The 17,741-nt window shown below is 74.1% G+C and carries 20 protein-coding genes; 10 read left to right on the plus strand and 10 right to left on the minus strand.

Annotated features, from left to right (window positions below):
- Positions 1-73 precede the first annotated feature (73 nt).
- Positions 74-691: a hypothetical protein gene (locus E8M80_RS00660; protein ID WP_137123720.1), complete on the plus strand. Its 618-nt coding sequence runs from the start codon at positions 74-76 to the stop codon at positions 689-691.
- A gap of 10 nt (positions 692-701) precedes the next feature.
- On the opposite strand, the gene E8M80_RS26915 is transcribed toward E8M80_RS00660, so the two are convergent.
- The 3 genes from E8M80_RS26915 to E8M80_RS00675 are packed head-to-tail and all read right to left on the minus strand — an operon-like array spanning position 702 to position 3,992.
- The gene (locus E8M80_RS26915; protein WP_137123721.1) at positions 702-1,640 is read right to left on the minus strand and encodes a glycosyltransferase 61 family protein; all 939 of its coding nucleotides are present in this window, start codon (positions 1,638-1,640) and stop codon (positions 702-704) included.
- Positions 1,637-2,731, minus strand: a complete 1,095-nt coding sequence (locus tag E8M80_RS00670) for a DUF563 domain-containing protein (protein ID WP_170979129.1) — start codon at positions 2,729-2,731, stop codon at positions 1,637-1,639. The genes E8M80_RS26915 and E8M80_RS00670 overlap by 4 nt, the downstream gene beginning before the upstream one ends.
- A complete protein-coding gene (locus E8M80_RS00675) occupies positions 2,724-3,992 on the minus strand; it encodes an amidase (protein ID WP_137123723.1) in 1,269 nt (422 codons plus the stop codon). Before E8M80_RS00675 ends, E8M80_RS00670 begins: the two co-directional genes overlap by 8 nt.
- Before the next feature lie 105 nt (positions 3,993-4,097).
- Here E8M80_RS00675 and E8M80_RS00680 point away from each other — a divergent pair, with 105 nt between their 5' ends.
- Genes E8M80_RS00680 through E8M80_RS00690 form a run of 3 tightly spaced genes read left to right on the plus strand, consistent with a single transcriptional unit; the run spans position 4,098 to position 6,238 of the window.
- On the plus strand, positions 4,098-4,592 hold the full coding sequence (locus E8M80_RS00680) for a hypothetical protein (RefSeq protein ID WP_240789836.1): 495 nt from the start codon (positions 4,098-4,100) through the stop codon (positions 4,590-4,592).
- Entirely contained in the window at positions 4,589-4,957 is a 369-nt protein-coding gene (locus tag E8M80_RS00685; RefSeq protein ID WP_137123724.1) for a hypothetical protein, read from the plus strand. The genes E8M80_RS00680 and E8M80_RS00685 overlap by 4 nt, the downstream gene beginning before the upstream one ends.
- Positions 4,958-4,978: 21 nt before the next feature.
- A complete protein-coding gene (locus E8M80_RS00690) occupies positions 4,979-6,238 on the plus strand; it encodes an MFS transporter (RefSeq protein WP_137123725.1) in 1,260 nt (419 codons plus the stop codon).
- A 116-nt stretch (positions 6,239-6,354) separates the two neighbouring features.
- Here E8M80_RS00690 and E8M80_RS00695 read toward each other — a convergent pair whose 3' ends face one another.
- Entirely contained in the window at positions 6,355-7,620 is a 1,266-nt protein-coding gene (locus E8M80_RS00695; protein WP_240789837.1) for a CNNM domain-containing protein, read from the minus strand.
- Positions 7,621-7,733: 113 nt separating this feature from the next.
- On the opposite strand from E8M80_RS00695, the gene E8M80_RS00700 reads away from it, so the two are divergent.
- From E8M80_RS00700 to E8M80_RS00725, 5 genes are all read left to right on the plus strand, one after another.
- Positions 7,734-8,720, plus strand: coding sequence for a Gfo/Idh/MocA family protein (locus tag E8M80_RS00700; RefSeq protein ID WP_240789838.1), 987 nt, complete (start codon positions 7,734-7,736; stop codon positions 8,718-8,720).
- 159 nt (positions 8,721-8,879) lie between these two features.
- Positions 8,880-9,587 carry a hypothetical protein gene (locus E8M80_RS26835; protein ID WP_206035540.1) on the plus strand — a complete coding sequence of 236 codons (708 nt, stop codon included), beginning with the start codon at positions 8,880-8,882 and terminating at the stop codon, positions 9,585-9,587.
- A gap of 81 nt (positions 9,588-9,668) precedes the next feature.
- Positions 9,669-10,547 carry a tetratricopeptide repeat protein gene (locus E8M80_RS00715; protein ID WP_170979130.1) on the plus strand — a complete coding sequence of 293 codons (879 nt, stop codon included), beginning with the start codon at positions 9,669-9,671 and terminating at the stop codon, positions 10,545-10,547.
- 111 nt (positions 10,548-10,658) lie between these two features.
- Positions 10,659-11,009, plus strand: a complete 351-nt coding sequence (locus tag E8M80_RS00720) for a RidA family protein (RefSeq protein WP_137123728.1) — start codon at positions 10,659-10,661, stop codon at positions 11,007-11,009.
- Positions 11,010-11,304: 295 nt separating this feature from the next.
- Positions 11,305-12,099: a CHAP domain-containing protein gene (locus tag E8M80_RS00725; RefSeq protein ID WP_137123729.1), complete on the plus strand. Its 795-nt coding sequence runs from the start codon at positions 11,305-11,307 to the stop codon at positions 12,097-12,099.
- Between the two features lie 61 nt (positions 12,100-12,160).
- Here the strand turns inward: E8M80_RS00725 and E8M80_RS00730 are convergent, their stop codons facing one another.
- Positions 12,161-12,751, minus strand: a complete 591-nt coding sequence (locus E8M80_RS00730) for a cysteine dioxygenase (protein ID WP_137123730.1) — start codon at positions 12,749-12,751, stop codon at positions 12,161-12,163.
- Positions 12,752-12,818: 67 nt separating this feature from the next.
- On the opposite strand from E8M80_RS00730, the gene E8M80_RS00735 reads away from it, so the two are divergent.
- Positions 12,819-13,322 (plus strand): cupin domain-containing protein, encoded by a 504-nt coding sequence (locus E8M80_RS00735; protein ID WP_137123731.1) that lies wholly within the window; start codon positions 12,819-12,821, stop codon positions 13,320-13,322.
- Between the two features lie 77 nt (positions 13,323-13,399).
- Here E8M80_RS00735 and E8M80_RS00740 read toward each other — a convergent pair whose 3' ends face one another.
- From E8M80_RS00740 to E8M80_RS00760, 5 genes are all read right to left on the minus strand, one after another.
- Positions 13,400-14,467 carry an alcohol dehydrogenase gene (locus tag E8M80_RS00740; RefSeq protein WP_137123732.1) on the minus strand — a complete coding sequence of 356 codons (1,068 nt, stop codon included), beginning with the start codon at positions 14,465-14,467 and terminating at the stop codon, positions 13,400-13,402.
- A gap of 59 nt (positions 14,468-14,526) precedes the next feature.
- Positions 14,527-15,111, minus strand: a complete 585-nt coding sequence (locus E8M80_RS00745; RefSeq protein WP_137123733.1) for a transposase — start codon at positions 15,109-15,111, stop codon at positions 14,527-14,529.
- A 211-nt stretch (positions 15,112-15,322) separates the two neighbouring features.
- Positions 15,323-16,123 (minus strand): alpha/beta hydrolase, encoded by an 801-nt coding sequence (locus E8M80_RS00750; RefSeq protein WP_170979131.1) that lies wholly within the window; start codon positions 16,121-16,123, stop codon positions 15,323-15,325.
- Between the two features lie 225 nt (positions 16,124-16,348).
- Positions 16,349-16,678 (minus strand): YMGG-like glycine zipper-containing protein, encoded by a 330-nt coding sequence (locus E8M80_RS00755; RefSeq protein WP_137123735.1) that lies wholly within the window; start codon positions 16,676-16,678, stop codon positions 16,349-16,351.
- Positions 16,679-16,726: 48 nt separating this feature from the next.
- Complete coding sequence (locus E8M80_RS00760) at positions 16,727-17,689, minus strand: tripartite tricarboxylate transporter substrate-binding protein (RefSeq protein WP_137123736.1); 963 nt, start codon at positions 17,687-17,689, stop codon at positions 16,727-16,729.
- Positions 17,690-17,741 lie beyond the last annotated feature (52 nt).

The raw sequence follows: 17,741 nt of genomic DNA on the forward strand, positions 1-17,741 counted from the left end.
GCGAAGGCCCGCCCTCCCGGCGAGGCGCAGGGCGGCGTGAAGCCCGCTTCGCCGGACCACGGGCCGCCGCCGCATGATGGCATCCCTGCGATTCGGCTTCATCGTCCTGTCGATGCCGAAATGCGCCTCGAGTTCCCTGCAGCAGACGCTGACGCCGGTCTGCGACGTGCGCTTCAAGGACCACATGAAGCATGTGGACCTCGGCTTCGTGGAGACCTTCGTCCTGCCCATGCTGGGCGCGCGGCGCGCCCCGCAGCCCTATGCGCCGCGGATCTTCTGCCTGATGCGCGACCCGATCGACTGGCTGCATTCCTGGTACCGCTATTCCTGGGACGCGGACGGCCGGCCGAGTGCGCGCGGCGGCTATGGCGATGCCGTCTTCGCGGATTTCGCGGCCTTCCTCGACGCGTATTTCTCCGACCGCCCGCCGCGCGTCGGCGGCGTGCTTCGCCAGTCGGACTTCATCCGCAGCCGCGGCGGCGCGCTCGGCCGGGTCGAGCTGTTCCGCTTCGAGGACCATGCGCGGTTGCTCGCGACGCTCGAAGGGCTCTGCGGCCAGGACCTGCCGCTGAAGGTGACGAACCAGTCGCGGCCGAAGCGTCCGGAGGATTTCTCCGGCATCGACCTGATCGGCCTGCGGCGACGGCTCGCGGACGAATACGCGATCTACAACGCCATCCCGGCCGGCTGAGCGCGCGCGGTCAGCCGCCGTCGAGCAGCCGCCGCGCCAGCCCGGCCGGATCGGCGAGCCGCAGCGCCGCGCGGGGCCCCTGCCCGCCCGACGCGTCGAAGGCCGCGGGCAGCACCTCCTGCGCGAAGCCCTTGGCGGCGGCGATGGCGCCGTAGGCACTGACCACGTCCCGCGACAGCCGGCGGCTCACGAGGCTGACCCGCGCCGGCACCCGGTCGAACAGCAACAGCAGGTGGAAGGCCGATCCCATGAAGCCCGCGATGCGCGCCGCCCCGGCAATCGCGGCGAGCTGCGCGGGCAGCGGCAGCGTCTCGGGCGCCAGCACCTCCCACCCCGCTTCCGTCAGAAGCGCCTCGACCTCGTCTTCCCCTTCGATCCGGGCGAGGTGCGCGGGCAGCGCGCGGCGCGACAGCCAGACGCGCCGCCCCGCCCGGACCGGCCCATACGACGCGGCGGCAAGCGCCGCCGCCTGCGCCGGATGCATGCCGCCCCCGAACTCCGCGCCCTGCGCCGGCACGAGAAGCTCCTCGACCAGAAGCGGCTCCGTCACCACCCGCTCCGCCGGCGCATCGAGGCCGAGCAGGTCCAGCAGGCCGCGCATCGGCGCGCCCAGCCTGTCCCCCCGCCGCAGCCAGAGCGGCGGCAGGTCGCGATGCGCCGGGTCTCGCAGCGCCCAGGCGCGCGACAGGCCCTCGACCAACGCGTGCCCGAAATGCTGGAACAGGACCCCGCCGTAGATGTGCCGCCCGGGCAGCCGCCGGACGGGCGGGCGCGGCGGCGCATCGGCCAGGTCGCGCCCTTCCCGCCGGAAGGCCGCTTCCGGCACCGGGGCGCCGGCCTGATCGCGGATGCCCATGGTGAAGGCGTGGCCAGGCCGCGACCCGGGCTGGACCGGCAGCACCAAAGCGTCCCGAACCAGCCGCAGGCCGAGCAGCGCCGGCTCGGTCACGCGACGCCCCACGCCCGCAACTGCGCCAGAAGCGCGGGTATCTCGGCGACCGCGCGCGTGTCGTGGCCCTCCCCCTCCGCCGGCATGATCCAGCCACGCCAGGCCAGGCCGCGCTGGATGGCCAGCCGCGCGAAGGCCGCCGCGCCGTAGCCCTGCGGATGCAGTTCCACGAGCACCGCCCCTGGTCGGGCATAGCCCGCATTGGTCAGGCCCGCGCCATGCGGCCCCAGGATGATCGAGGCGCCGGCGGCGGCGCGGACCTGTTCGGCGAAGGGAAGCGTGCCGGGCGTCACGACCCGGAACCCGTAGCCCGTGAGCGCCTCGGCCAGTGCCGCCTCGTTGACGATGGCGCGCCGCGCGCCCGCGTCGAAGCGCGCGAGATAGAGCCGCGCATCCGCCCCGCCCCGGTCGCCAAGCGCCGCGCCGATCCGGGCGAAGGCCGCCGCGGCATGACGCCCGGCCATTGCCGAGCCCCCGAGCGTCGAGGGCCAGTGGAGCCGCCTGCACCGGATCAGCCCCGTGGCCGGCAGGACCGCCCCCACGTCCCCCAGCAGGGCCAGGCTTTCGCGCTGGAAGGGCGCCATCACGCCCGGCAGCAGGATGTGCGGCACCGGGCCCAGCGCCTCCCGCGCCAGCATCATCCCCGCGAGGCAGTCGAGGTGCCAGTGCGCGTAGTTGCGATGGGGCGCATTGGCCCCGCAGATCACGGGGTCCGCGAGGTCAGCCGTCACGCCCGCCGCCCAGTCGGCGGCCAGCCGCGGCAGCGCGAGGAAGTCCGCGAGATCCCCGCGCCGCCAGCCCGGCACGGTCTCGAGGACCGGGCGGCCGGCCTTGAACACCGTCCAGCTGCCGGCATGAACCAGAACGTCGTCCAGCACGTGCAGCCGGGCCGGGGGCAGCGCGGCCTCGCGCGTGAGCAGCCGCGCCAATGACGGGTCGCCGAGCCGATCCTCCGGCGCCGCCGCCATGCCGCCCGGGGCGGCGCGCAGCCAGCCGGCGGGCGCGACCTCTATGGTCTCCCGCGCCGCCTCGGCCATCGGCAGGGGCGGCGCGGTTGCGAGCGCCGCGGCGGCGGCCGGGCCTTCAGCCAAGCGCCGCCCTGACCCAGGCCGCCCACCCCAGCACCGCCGCATCCTCCCCCACGCGCCCGGTCACCTGCACGCCGAGCGGCAGCCCCTTCGGCCCCGCCCCCGCCGGCACCGTCACGCAAGGCCCGTGCAGCAGCGTCCAAAGCGTGTTGAACGCCGGGTCCCCGGTCCAGCCGAGCCCCTCCGGCGCCTCCCCCGGCGCCGCCGGCGTCAGCACCGCGTCGAAGCCTGCGATGGCCTCCACGAACGCCGCGCGGGCGGCGGCGAAGGCGGCGCGGCCCTCGGCCAGCTTCGCGGCCGGCTCGGCTCGCGCCCAGTCCATCCTCTCCCGCAGGACGGCGGAGAGCAGCGGCCGCGCATGGTCCAACTCCCAGCCGATCGCCTGCGCGCTTTCCATGTTCATGACATGCGGGTGCAGCGCATAGGCCGCCGCGCAGGCCGCAGGCAGGTCGAGCGGCGTCACCGTCGCGCCGGCACGACGGCAGGCCTCGGCCGCACGCTCCATCAGGGCCAGAGTCTCGGGCGCCGCCTGCTCCGCCGCGGGGCCCATCACGAGCGCCAGCCGCGGCGCGCGCCCCGGCTTCGCCTCCGGGTCGCCGAAATCCATCCCGGTCATGGCGGACATCGCCAGCGCGCAATCGGCCAGGCCGCGCGCCATCACGCCGATGGTATCCAGGCTCTCGCTCATCACCTTCATCCCGGCGCGGTGCAGCGTGCCGAAGGACGGCTTGAAGCCGACCACGCCGCAATAGGCCGCCGGGCGGACGATGCTGCCCGCCGTCTGCGTGCCGAAGGCCAGCGGGAAGAACCCCGCAGCGACGCCCGCCGCCGAGCCCGAGGACGACCCGCCCGGCGTATGCCCGAGGTTTCGCGGATTGGCGGTCGGCCCGGGATGGCGCGTGGCGAACTCCGTGGTGACGGTCTTGCCGATCACGACCACGCCCGCACCCCGCGCCGCGGCCACGGCGGCGGCATCCGCGCGCGGCCGGTGCCCCGCCCAGGCGGGCGATCCGTATTGCGAGGGCAACTCGGCCGTGTCGATCACGTCCTTCACGCCGATCGGAATGCCGGCCAGCGGCCCCGGTCGCGCCGCCGCCGCCGCCCGCCGCGCCTGCGCCGGGTCGAGCCAGGCGAAGGCGCGCACCTCCCCCTCCCGCGCCGCGATGCGGTCGAGGCAGGCCTCCATGAGGTCGGCGGCGGAGAGGCGGCCCGCGCGGATCGCGGCGAGGGCCTCGGTGGCGGTGAGGTCGGCGGTGTCGGTCATGGCCGCATGACGGCCCGGCGCGGCGCGGCGGTCAAGCGGGCAGCGCCGGCCAGCCCCGCGCCCGCCGGGGTGGCGCCGGCCGCGCGCGGGCGTCACATTGCCGCGATGCCTGTCCCGATCCGGGTCGCGCGCGCCCCGGACGGGGTGCTCGCCTACGCCATTCCCGTCCCGCCCGAGGCGCTGCCCCCCGTCGCGCCGCGCGACCTCGAGGCCGCCTGGGACCGCGCCCGCGCCGCCGCGGCCGCCGAACGCTGGGGCGCGCCGCGCCGCCTGCTCTTCCGCCGCCCCGACGGCAACAGCCAGGAGATGCTGCTGGCCGACGCCGACGCGGCCTGCTGGGCGGAGGCGGTGGACGCCGCGCACGACCTCGGCACGCTGTCCGGCCTGTCGCTCTGCCTCAGGCTGCTGGCGCTGGTCGAGGTCATGACGCGGGCGCGCTGGCTGGCCGGCCTCTATGCCCTGACGCCGGACGGGATCGACCTGCATCCCGCTCTGCTGCGGGTCGCGGCGGCCATGCCGCTGGACGCCGGCGCACGGTTCGACGAAACCGGGCTCAGGCGACTATTGTCGCGTCCGATTCCATCCGGAGTATCCCCATGATCCGCCTGGCGCCCGCGTGGCCTTTCCTCGGCGTCCTGCTGCTCGCGGCCTGCGCCGAACCGGCCCCCGCCCCCGCGCCCCAGGCCGCCGCGCCCGCCAGCGGCGACGCCCGCCTGCGCGCCGCCTGCGAGGCCGAGGCCGAGCGCGCCATCGCCGTGCGCGAACGCGGTCAGGATTCGCGGCTCGACCGCGACCTCGGCCAGACGGATGCGACGAACCTCATTCCCTCGCTCCGCGTGCAGTCCGACGCCTATGGCCGGCGCGTGCTGCGCGAAGACCTGATCCGCGACTGCATCCGCGCCAATACCGCCGGCCCCGCGCCGCAGGACCGCGCGGCGCCGGCGCCCCGCGGCAGGGGGAACTGACGGGGCCGGGCGCCCCGGGACGTGGCCTCGTTCAGCACGCTCACGCGGGCGCTCTCGCACCGCAACGCCCGCATCTTCTTCGGCGCCTCCCTCACCGCCTGGACGGGCCTCTGGATGCACCGCATCGCGGTGTCCTGGCTCGCCTGGGAACTGACCGGCAGCGCCTTCTGGGTTGGCGTGGTCGCGTTCTGCGACCTCGCCCCGGCGGTGATCGCCAGCCCCTTCGCCGGCGCGGTGGCGGACCGCGCCGACCGGCTGCGCATGACGATGCTGAGCCAGGCGGCGATCGGCCTCAATGCGCTTGCCATCGCGCTGCTGGTGGCGTCGGGCGGCATGACCATCTGGCTGCTGCTGGTGCTGGAGGTGGTGGGCGGCGTCGCCGCGTCCTTCGCGCAACCGGCGCGGCAGTCGCTGATGCCGGGGCTCGTGCCGCGCGCCGACCTGCCGGCCGCCGTCGCGCTCAATTCCCTGACGTTCAACGTCGCGCGCTTCATCGGCCCCGCCATCGCCGCGCCGATCATCGCCGTGGCCGGCGTCTGGCCCGCCATCGCGTTGAATGCGCTGGCCTACGCCATCGCCACCGCCACGACGCCGCTGCTCCAGGTCGAGGAAGCGGCGCGCCGCGGGCATGCCGCCACCGCCTCCCTGTTCGGCGAGATGGTGGACGGGCTGCGCTACGCCGCGCGCCATCCGGGGCTCGGGCCGATCCTCGCCTTCTCGGCCGTCGCAGCCATGCTGCTGCGCGGCGTGCAGGAGATCCTGCCGCCCTTCGTCGAGCGCATCTTCGGCCTGGGGCCGACCGCGCTGGCCGGGCTCACCGCGGCCTTCGGCGTCGGCGCGCTGGCGGCGGGACTGACGGTCGCGGCGCGCGGGCGGCTCGCGGGGACGACGCGGCTCGCGGTGCTGGGCGTGGCGGCGCTGGCACTCGCGACCGCGGGCTTCGCGGCGACGGGCTGGTTCACCTTCGGCCTGTTCTGCGCGGTTCTGATGGGCGCCGCCGGCTCGGTGCACGGCATCAGCGTGCAGACACTGGCACAGAGCGCCTCCGACCCCGCGATGCGCGGTCGCGTGCTCAGCCTCTGGGGCCTCATCACCCGCGCCTGCCCGGCCTTGGGCGCGCTGCTGCTCGGCGCGGCGGGGGAGGTGTTCGGCCTGCGCTGGCCGACCCTCGTGGCGGTCGCACTGTCGCTGCTCGCCGTCGCCTGGGGCCTCTCGCGCATGAACCGCATGGCCGAGGCGCTCGAGGGATCCGGGCCACCGCCCGACGCCGCCAATCGCTGAGCCGCCGGCTGCCTCCTGCCGAGCGTTCGAAGGACTGACCTGCGGCGGCCGCCGGTCGTCCGCGCCGATGAGCGCGACTTGCAAGGGCAGAAGGTGAAGCCTTCGGCCGCCGGGCATCAGGCCTCAATGCGGACCGTCACGCGATCGATCCGCAGCCCTCGCCGCTCCTCCACGCGGATACGGTAGCGACCGATCACGATCTCGGCCCCCGCGGCCGGAATGTCATGGCAGCGCGCGGCCATCAGGCCTCCGATCGTCGCCGCCTCCGTCTCCGGCAAGTCCCAGTCGAACTCGCGGTTCAGGTCGCGCACCCGGACATCGCCGCGCACCTCGGCCGTTCCGCCCGGCCCGATATCGCCCAGGATCGCCTCGCCGCGATTGGCGATCTGGCCGACCACGACCTCTACGATGTCCTCGAGCGTGACGATGCCGCGCATCGCGCCGTATTCGTCCATCACGATGGCGAGCTTGACCGCGGATTTGCGGAATTCGTGCAACTGCGCGCGCAGCGGCCGCGCCTCGGGCACGATCACCGCGGGCAGCGCCAGCGCGGCGGGATCGAGGCGCGCCGGATCGCCGCCGACGGCATGCAGCGCGCGCAGCGCCATGCGCACGGTGACCACGCCGAGGATCTCCTCCCCGTTGCGCCGCAGCAGCGGCAGGCGCGTATGCCGCGAGGCCAGGAGCCGTTCCAGCATCACATCCGGCGGATCGTCCGCATCGAGCACCGCGACGCGGGAGCGGTGCGTCATGACGTCGCGCACCGCCATGTCGTCCAGTTCCAGCACGCCGCGAAGCATCCGCCGCTCCTCCCGCGCAGCGATGTCCGCCGCCCCCTGCTGGCCAAGGCCGTGCAGTTCGATCGCGCCAAGCAGCTCATCCTCGGTGATGCCCGGCCGCTCGGCGGCGGGCGCACGGACGCCGAAAAGGCGGAGCGTGAAGGCCACCACGGCGCCGACCACGCGTGCGACCGGCCCGAGTGCGCGCATGACCAGCGTGAGAAGCGGCGTCACCCGCAGCGCAGCGGCATCCGGGCCGCGCAGCGCGATGGTCTTGGGCAGGACCTCGGAGAAGATGACCAGCAACGCCGTCATCACCAGCGAGGCATAGACGACGCCCCCCTCCCCGAACCAGGAGATGAGCAGCGCCGAGGCCATCGCGGTCGCGGTCGTGTTCACGAGGTTGTTGCCGACCAGGATGGCAGCCACCACCTGGTCCTGGCGGGCGCCCAGCGCCTCGAGCGCCACGGCGCGGCGGTCGCCTTCGCGCGCGCGGCGGGTGACAAAGGCACGGCTGACCGCCGTGAAGGCGGTCTCGCTGCCCGAGAAGGCAGCCGATGCGGCGAGAAGAAGAAGGATGGCCCCGACCATCGCGAGGGTCACGGCATCGATCATTGGTTGTACCGGGTCTTCATATGCTGCTTGTTCATATGCATGCGCCGGCCGCTGGTGCATAGGAGCGTCCGGCCGTGCGGGCCGGCGGGGAACGGAGGGGAATGGAAGGCATGCTCGACGCGGCGATTATCGGCATGGGCCGCTGGGGCCAGACTCTGGTCGACAGCGTCCAGGGCCGGAACGATGCCGGCATCCGCTTCGTCGCCGGCTGCACCGGCCGGCCGGAGCGCGCCGCCGACTGGGCCGCGCGGCAGGGCCTGCGCATCCTGCCCGATTTCGACGCGGTGCTGGCCGACCCGGCCGTGCAGGTCGTCGCCATCGCCTCCCCGCACCGGATGCACGCAGATCAGGTGGTCGCCGCGGCCGCCGCCGGCAAGCACGTGTTCGTCGAGAAGCCCTTCACCATGACCAAGGCCTCGGCGGAGGCCGCCGTGGCGGCCTGCGCGCGCGCCGGGGTGGTGCTCGCGCTCGGGCACAATCGCCGCTTCCTGCCGGCGGTCGCCGAGATGAAGGCGATGCTGGCGGCCGGGCGCCTCGGCACGCTGCTGCATGTGGAGGGCCAGTTCAGCGGGCCGGGCGCGGCCGCCTACAAGCCCGGCATGTGGCGCGCGGACCGGGCCGAGAGCCCGCTCGGCGGGATGGGCGGCATGGGCATCCACATGGTCGACATGTTCATCAACCTGGCCGGGCCGATCGCCGAGGTGACGGTGCTCTCCCATGCGCGGGCGATCGACAACGGGCTCGACGACACGACCGCCGCGCTGATGCGCTTCGAGAGCGGCGTGACGGCCGGTTTCGCGACGCTGGCGCTGGCGCCGCGCTACTGGCGCGTGGCGCTGTTCGGCACCGACGGCCTGCTGGAACTGCACGGGCACGAGCACTTGGCCTTCACGCCGCGCGACGGCGAGGGCTGGGTGCGCGACTTCCCCAAGACCGACATCGAGGCCGCGGAACTCGCGGCCTTCGCCGCCGCCGTCGCCGGCGGGCCGGCCTATCCGCTGCCGTCGGCGGAGGCGATCCACGGCGTCGCGGTCTATGAGGCGATGATCGGCGCGGCGGCATCGGGCAGCACCTACCGGGTGGCCTGAGGCGAAGGGACGACACGTGGCGGGCCGCGGGCTCCGCTCCGGCGCGGCCGCCCGCGGCCTCACGACAACGCGAGGCCATTGCGTGATACCTGCCGATGAGCGCACGCTTCCGTGACCAGCGCGCCGTGGCGCAGCCGACGACCAGGAGAATGGCCAACCATGCCCAGCACCTTGCCGCGGGCGACCTTCGCGCCCCTGTTCCAGCGCAGCCTGCTGCTGCTGGGCGTCCTGTCCCTCACGGCCCTGCCGGGCCTGCCGCTTGACCTGTCCTCGCCCGCCCATGCGCGCGGCGGCGGAGGTGGTGGCGGAGGTGGTGGTGGTGGTGGCGGCGGAGGTGGCGGCGGAGGTGGCGGCGGCGGCGGGAATGGCGGCGGCAATGCCGGCGGCCAGGGTGCAAGTGCCTCGGCCGGCGAGAACGGCCGCGGCGGCGGCTTCGGTGGTGGCCGCGGCGACGATGCCGGCAGCCCCGGCAACCAGGGCCAAGGCCGCGGCCAGGGCGCCTCGGCCGCGTCGGGACGCGGCGGACCGGATGGCCGCGGCGGCGGCCCCGGGCGCGGCGGCTCGGCCGACCGTGGCGCGCTGGCAAGCGCGCTCGGCGCGCTCAACGCGGCGCACGCCTCGCCCACCGCGCGACAGAACGCGGCACCGAACTCCCGAGTCGGCATGATCGCGGCCTACGAAGACAGGGTCATGGCCGCGCTTGCCAATCCGACTTTGTCGCCCGCGCAGCTGCGCGCCGAGATCGCCGCGGCGCGCGCGGAGGAACTGACGGACGCGGCCAACAAGCCCGTGACCAGGGCGGTCGCGGAGCGGGTCGACGACCTTCTCGGCCTGCCGACCGACGACATCGGGAGGCCGCGCCGCTAGCGCGCCTCGCCGATGCCGATGCACCGCGTCGTTGCCTGCGCCTCGCCGGCGGGGGGGCGGCTTGGGCCGGGCCCGGGTGCCGTGCGGCGCGCCGCCGGCCGCCTGCAGGCGGCCGCCTTGGTTCTGCTGGCCGTGGTCGTGCTCGGCGGCTGCTCGGCGTTGCACGGCGACGTCGCGGTGCCGACCGCGCGCCCCGCCCCCGCCGAGTCCCAGGACCGCGCGCGCGCCGCGAGCCTCTTTCGCGATGCGCAGCGGACCCTGAATCCGCCGCGCGGCGGTACGCGCGACCCCGACCGCGCCGCCGCGCTGTTCGAGCAGGCGGCGCGGCTCGGCCACCCGGAAGCGCAGGTCCTCGTGGCACTCGCGCATCTGTCGCGCGGCGATGGCCGGCGCGACACGGCCGCAGCCATCCCCTGGCTGAACCTCGCGGCGCATGAGGGCGAGGCGGAGGCGCAGTTCCTGCTCGGCCGGCTCCTCGAGGCCGGCGACGGCACGCCGCGCGACACCGCCTGGGCCGCGCTCTGGTTCCATCGTGCCGCCGAGCGTGGCCACCCCGAGGCCGGCTTCGCCATGGCCATGCTGCAGGTCGCCGGCGAGGGCACGGCGCGGGACTGGCCGGAGGCCCTGGCACGGTTCCGCCTGGCCGAGCGCAGGGGCGTCGGGGCCGCGAGGCGGTACCGGGAGGCGCTCGCCCCACGCGTGCCGCCGGCCGAGGCGCGCCAGGGCGCCGCCCTCCTGGCCGGGGAGAGCGCCCGCGGCGCCGTGCCGGCCGTGGACCGGCCGTTGCGGCGCTTCGCGCAATCGGCGCTGGCACGGCGCGGTCGCTGGGACGCGGCGGTGGATGGACGGGACAGCCCGCGGCTGCGCGCCGCGCTCGATGCATTTGCGCGCGACGAGCGGATCGTCGCCGCCTCCCCCTTCGACCCCCTGGTGATCGACCGCCTCCGCAGGCCGGGCTGACGGGCGGGCCGGGTCATTCCCGCCTTGCGAAAGCTGTTCTAGAACCGGCGCGCGCCCACGGCGCAGGCATCGCGCCCGCGCCCGGGCGCATATCGCGAAGGAGCGGCCGGCATGTCCAAGATCACCCGCCAGGGTACGAACCAGATCCTCTCGTCCTCGGTCGAGTACCACAACTTCGTCTATCTCGCGGGTATGACCGCCGATGACCTGTCGAAGGACATCAAGGGCCAGACGGCCGAGGTGCTGGCCAAGATCGACGCCGCGCTGGAGGCGAACGGCACCGACAAGACCCGGATGCTGACTGCGACGATCTGGGTGAAGCACATCGCCGACCGCGGCGCGATGAACGAGGTCTGGACGCCGTGGCTGCCGCCCGGCGGCGCCCCGGCCCGCGCGTGCGTGGAGGCCAACATGGCCGACCCGCGCCACCTGGTGGAGATCATGGTCACCGCCTGCCGCTGACGCGGCCATTGCGATACGGGAATCCTTTCCTCGATTCCGACGCGACGCCCGGCGCCATGGCACCGGGCGTTGTTGTTTTCCGGCCACCACACTGTGGCTCTGTCCAATTCTCGCCCCAATCCTGGGAACCTGGTCCTGAGACGGCTCGCCTGCCCCGGCCCCGCACGACAAATCACTCCTGATTTCCCCGCGTTACAGACCGGCGGCTTGCCGCCCCCGTTCCGCGCTTGTTACCGAAGTCACACACCGGTTCGAAAACCATCCGGCAGGGGCTTCCGAGGGGCGACGGGGGAACATGAAGGCAAATATCGCGGCGATCGCGCTGGCGATCGTGTTCGGCGGTCTGGGATTCGCGGCGGGGGATGCCGAGGCCCGGGCAACCGACGGGCGCCAGGGCAAGCCCTCGGCGCGCAGCGCGGCGGCGACGGCACCTGCCGCCAGCCGTCCTCGCGCGGCCAATCCGACGGCGCGCGCGACCACCCAGCGCGGCCGCAACGTCGCGGCGCGCAACGCGCCGGCCAACCGCAGCGCAGCGCGAGCCGGCCGCGGCAGCCGCTCGGCCGCAGCCGGTTCCGTCGGGCGCGGCATCTCCTGCGTGCCCTACGCCCGCCAGGCGACGGGCATGGCGATCAGCGGCAATGGCCGCGACTGGTGGCACAATGCCGCCGGCCTCTATGCCCGTGGCAACCGGCCCGAGCCCGGCTCGGTAATGGCCTTCCCCGGTTCGGGCGGCATGCGGTCCGGCCACGTCGCGGTCGTGGAGCGTGTCGTCTCCCAGCGCGAGGTGCTGATCCACCACGCCAACTGGGGCGGCCCCGGGATCCGCCGCGGCAGCATCATGCGCGGGGTGTCGGTCATCGACGTCTCGCCCAACAACAACTGGACGCAAGTGCGCGTGCAGGTCGGCCACAGCGCCGAGGCCTACGGCCGCACCTATCCGGTCTACGGCTTCATCCACAACCGGCCCGATGCGACGGGCGGCATGATGATGGCCGGCACCTCGCCCACCCGCGTCAATGCCTCCGACGCGGCGCGCCTCGCGCTCGAGGAAGTGGCCCAGGCCCCGGCGGCGCGCGGCGCCCGCCGCTGACGCCAGCCGAGCGGATGCTTCGCAAGGGCCGCCCCTGCCCCGGGGGCGGCCCTTCGCGTGTTCAGGCCGCCGCGCTCTCCCGGCTGCGGTCCCAGAGGTTCGGCACGGCGTCATTGTCGTAGCCCGAGATGAAGCGCCTCGCCGCGCCGGTCGCAGGGTCGAAGACGGAACGCTCCACCGCGCCGATGTTGCCGCCATAGACGTGGATGCTGATGGAGGCGCGGTCCGGCAGCGCGTTCTCGACCACATGGATGTCGTAGGTATCGGCGCCGACGGCGACCACCTCCCCCTGCCGCAGCCGGTCGACCTGGCCGGCGGCCATGGGCGCGCCGGGGCGCATCTCGGTCGAGACCTCCTCGCCACGCAGCATGCCAACCAGGCCCCAGACCGTGTGGTTGTGCACCGGCGTCCGCTGGCCCGGGCCCCAGACGAAGGAGACGACGCTGAAGCGCTCCAGCGGGTCGCAGTGCAACAGGTACTGCCGGTAGCGCGGGCCCGGCACGGCGCAATCCTCCGGCAGCCAGGCGTCGGTCGCGACGAGACGGCGCAGCAGCGCCGCGCCCTCGGTCAGCCAGCGCTGCTCGGTGGCGCCATCCTCGGCCAGGTTCGTCATGTCGCGGATGAAGTCGCGCAGCGGCGTGATGTCGGTCATGCTGGAACCCTCCCCGTCCGACGGGCATCATGGAGAAGGGGATTCCACGCGACAAGGAAGGGACGCCATGCACGAGCATCGCAGGGACGGGGCGGAGTTGCTGTTTCTCCCGGACGGCGGGGACATCCCGAACAACCCGCGCCTGCCCGTGCTGCTGCATCGCGCCGCCGTGCCCGTGGGCGAACCGGCCGCGGCCGAGGCGCTGTTCCTCGCCAATGCCTGGCGCCCGGCCTGGCGGGGCGGCATCCACGCCTGGCACCACTACCATTCCAACGCGCATGAGGCGCTGGCCGTGGTCGCCGGACAGGTGCGCGTTCAACTCGGCGGCGAGCAGGGCGTGCAGGTGGAACTCGCGGCCGGGGACGTGGCGGTGCTGCCGGCCGGAACCGGCCACCGGAACCTGGAGGCGAGCCCGGACCTGCAGGTGGTTGGCGCCTATCCCGAGGGCTCGGACCCGCCCGACCAGCACCACGGCGCGCCGGAGGAACGGGCACGCGCCCTGCACGCCATCGCGGCGACGCCGGACCCGGCGACCGACCCGGTGACGGGCGGGGCCTATCCGCTGGCCTGAATACGCCGGCTCCGGCCGTCTCGGACACCGCGCCGCGCGCCCCCGCCCCGGACCGGGCGGGGGGCGCGGCGCCGCCGTCATGCCGCCGCGGCCGTCAGCACGATGCGGCCGACCACCTTGCCGTCCTTCAGCCGGTTCAGCGCCGCATCCGCCTGATCCTGCGGCATGTTGGTGATCGGGATCGCCGGCAAGGCGCCCGACTGCGCAATCTTAACCAATTCGCGCAACTCCTTGACATTGCCGACATAACTGCCCTGGATCGTGAGTGCGCGGATGGGCATCAGCGGCAGCGGGATGTTCATCTCCCCGCCGAACAGCCCGACCTGCACCAGCTTGCCGCCCTTGCGCAGCGCGTCGAAGCAGAAGCGCGCGGTGTCGGTGCCGTTCACCAGGTCCACGATGGCGGCGACGGGGCCGCCGGCGGCCTCCATGATGCGCCTCGCGGTGTCCTCCCCGGCGGCGAGCACGGTGTCGGTCGCGCCCTCGGCCTTCGCGGCATCGAGCTTCTGCGCGCTGACATCGACCACCACGATCCGCTTGTGCCCCTTGGCGCGCAGCACCGCGATGGCGTTCAGGCCGAGCCCGCCGGCGCCGACCAGCACCACGGGTTCCTCCGGCGGCAGCGGCATGACCTTGTTGATGGCGCTGAACACCGTGATGCCCGAGCAGGCATAGGTCGCGGCCAGCGAGGGATCGAGGCCGCCGAGCGGCACCAGGTGCCGTGGTTCCGGCGCCAGGCAATGCGTGGCGTAGCCGCCATGCTGGTAGACGCCGAGGCTGCGCGGCTTGAGGCACATGTTGTCCTCGTCCGCCCGGCATTGCGGGCAGGTGCCGCAGCCGACCCAGGGGAAGACGATGACCTGGTCGCCGACCTTGAGGCCGCCCGGCTTCGCGTCCGGCCCGAACTTCGCGATGCGGCCGACGATCTCATGCCCCATGGCGAGCGGCAGCGTCACGCCGCGGTCGGTCAGACGCATCTTCCCGCGGGAGCCGAGGTCGTATTCCCCTTCCCAGATGTGCAGGTCGGAATGGCAGACGCCGGCATGCGTCACCTCGATCAGCACCTGCTGGCCCGCCGGTTCGGGCGTGGGCAGGTCGATTTGCTGCAGCGGCTTCCCGGTCTCGACGACGGCCCAGGCGCGCATGGCGGTTCCTCCTGATGGGTCTGGCGTTGGAGGCATCGGACTGCGCCCCGCCGGGCCGGTCAAGCGGGCGCCAGCGCGCGCGGGATACGCTGCACGCCGCCGCACCGCCGGTGCAGGCGGGACAGCGCGCGCAGCACGAGATTCCGCCCGCCTTCCTGCATCGCCGGAATGAACGCGAGCCGCAGCGGGAAGCGCCGGATCGTTTCGGACAGATCGGGATCCGCCACCAGGTGCGGCGGCCCCTTCAGCGCGCTGAGGAAACCGAGCCGCCGCGCCAGCGCGATGAACCGCAGCCCGAGGATGCGCCCGGCGCGCTGGCAGGCGCGGCAGATCCAGTGTTCCAGCGCCTGCAGATGCGCCGGCACGGCGCCGGTGGCGAGCGCATCCAGCAGGCGCTGCCACAGCCCCGCATGCGTCAGCCGGCGGAAGAAGCGGGAGACGGTGTCGGGGCGGCCATATTCCGGCGGCAGGGCGCGCCAGGGGTCGCGCGTGGTGGCGATGCGGAAGATGGCGTCCATCCGGGCGCGCAGGTCCTCGACCTTCGGGCCGGGGCGGGCGGCGGCACGGGCGATGTAGGGGGCGAGGCAGGTCCATTCGTGGTCGGAGAGCGGGGCCCAGGGGCGGGGGGTGGTGAGGTGGGGCATGGGCGGGGTCTCGGCGGCGCGGAGTCAATGAGAACATATAAGGAACGTTTACAGCGTGTCGAGTAAAATGGGTTGGTTCCGGCGGCGGCCGCCCGAGCCAAGGGCTTCGCGCGCGACCGGCGAGGCTGCGCCCGGCCCCGAATTGCGGAAGGTCCAGGAAACTCAGTTTCCTGGCGGGGTCCAGGGGCGGCGCCCCTGGCCTTTCCCCCCCCTACCGCACCGCCTCCCCCAGGAACCGCAGCACCGCCCGAACGCCCTCGCCGCTCGGGTCGTTCAGCACCGCCGGATGCGCGCCCCCCGGCAGCATGACCAACCGCCCGTCCCGCGCCGCCTCCGCCATGCCCTGCGCATGTGCGGCGGGCGTGATGCGGTCCGCCGCGCTGCCCACCACCAGGATCGGTGCCGCGATGCCCGGCAGGCGCGCCCGGCTTTCGAAGCGGTGGCGCAGCAGCCAGTCGGTCGGCAGCACCGGGTACATGCCGCGCGCCAGGTCGGCGACCGAGGTGAAGGGGCTTTCCAGCACCAGCGCCGCGATGTCGCCGCGTCCCTCCGCCAGGCGGGTGGCGACGCCCGAGCCGAGGCTTTCGCCCCAGAGCACGACCGGACGGCCGGGAAAGCGGCTGCGCGTCCAGTCGAGATAGGCGACGGCATCCTGCGCGAAGGCGTCCTCGCCCGGCCGGCCGGGGTTGCGGCCGTAGCCCCGGTATTCCGCAAGAACAAAGGAATAGCCGGCACCGTTGAAAATATTGGCGAGGCCGACGCGGTCCCCGGCATTCCCGCCATTGCCGTGGAAATGCAGGATGACGGGGCGGCTGGCCGCGCCCTCGGCCGCCAGGAAGCCGAGGTCGAGGCCGTCCGTCGTGCGTAGCCTTTCCCGGCGCCAGCCGTCGGGGGCGACCAGCGGGCGCGGGTCCGGCAGGAAGATCAGCCGCTCCTGCCCCGCCCAGAGGGCGCCCGTCAGCACCAGCGGGATGGCCGCGACGATGGCGAGGGCGGTCAACACGCGGCGCATGGGTCCTGCATGGCGGGGCATGTGGCGACGTTGCGCCGCCGGGGCAATCGGGCGGGGCTAGAGCAAAATCCGAAGAGCAAAATCCGAAGAGCAAAATCCGAAGAACAATATCCGATCAGATGGAATCATCCGATCGGACTCCTTGCTCCAGAAAACACATATTGTAGATCATCTTATACCCGATCGGCGGGACCGCGCCGCGGTTCCATCCGATCGGGCGCTGCTCTAGTAGGGCGGCGGGGCGTAGGGTTCCGGCCCGTAGGGAGGCGCACCGTAGCCCGGCGGCGGATAGCCCGGCGGCGACGCGCAGGGCTGGGCGCCGATCGCGGCGCCGGCCAGCGCGCCGATCCCTGCGCCGATCGCGGCCCCTCGGCCGGCATCGGCCGTGGCCGAGCCCGCGATCGCGCCGATGCCCGCCCCCGCCAGCGCGCCATAGACCGCGCCCGTGGCGGGGTCCTCGCAGGCGGGGCCCGTCGGCAGGGCGATCGGCACGGGCCGCACCACCACGCAGGCGGCGAGCGGCAGGAGGAGGACCGGCATCAGCAGGCGGCGCATGGCGTCATCCTGCCCCGGGGTTGCGGCCGTGCTGTGGCAGGGCGCCGCTCAGTCCGGCCGGATGTTGTTCTCCCGCACCACGCGCCCCCAGGTCTCCATCTGGCGGTCGAGGAAGGCGCCGAAGGCCGCGCCGCCCTGCGGGTCGAGGTCGATCTGCATGGTGGCGATGCGCTCGCGCACCATCGGCACCTCGAGCGCCTTCCGCAGCGCCGCCTCCATGCGCGCCACGATCGGCGCGGGCGTGCCCGCGGTGCCGAGGAAGCCCCAGAAGGCGCTGGCATCCACCCCCGCGATGCCGGCCTCGGCCAGGGTCGGGAGGTTCGGCCAGGAGGGGGACCGGCGCGCGCCGGTCTGCGCCAGCGCGACGAGCGCGCCGGCCTCGACATGGCGGGCGAGCACCGCGGGGGTCGCGACGGCCAGGTCCACCTCGGCGGCCACGGCCGCGGTCTGGATCGGCCCGCCGCCGCGATAGGGCACATGGACCAGCGTGAAGCCGCCGGCCTTGGCGGCCAGCGTCATGGTCAGGTGCGCCAGGCTGCCATTGCCGATCGAGCCGTAGGTGATGGTGTCGGGGCGGGCGCGGGCGGCGGCGACCACGTCCTCGAAGCGGCGGAAGGGGCGGCCGCGGGTCGCGCAGACCAGCATGGGCGCGGTGCCGAACAGCAGCACCGGCGCCAGGTCGCGCTTCGTGTCGAAGCCCATGTTCGGGATCAGCGCAGGGTTCACGGCGTGGGTGTCGAACACCAGCACCCAGGCATTGCCGTCGGGCGCGGCGCGCGCCACCGCGGCCGTCCCGATCGCGCCCGAGGCGCCGGCGCGGTTCTCGACCACCACGGGCACGCCGAATTCCGCCTGGAGATGCGGCTGCAGCAGGCGCGCCAGCGCATCCGTGCTGCCGCCCGGCGGGAAGGGGGAGACAATGCGGATGGGCCCCGATGGCGCCTGCGCGCGGGCGATGCCCGGTGCCGCGGGAATCGCGACAGCGGCCAGCAGGTGACGACGAAGGATCATGGTGGCTTTCCCCCTGGCGCCGGCGCGGCTGGGTTGCCGCGCCGGCTTGGGG

Origin of the sequence: Roseomonas sp. HF4, from assembly GCF_005222755.1 — a bacterium.
GTDB lineage: Bacteria > Pseudomonadota > Alphaproteobacteria > Acetobacterales > Acetobacteraceae > Neoroseomonas.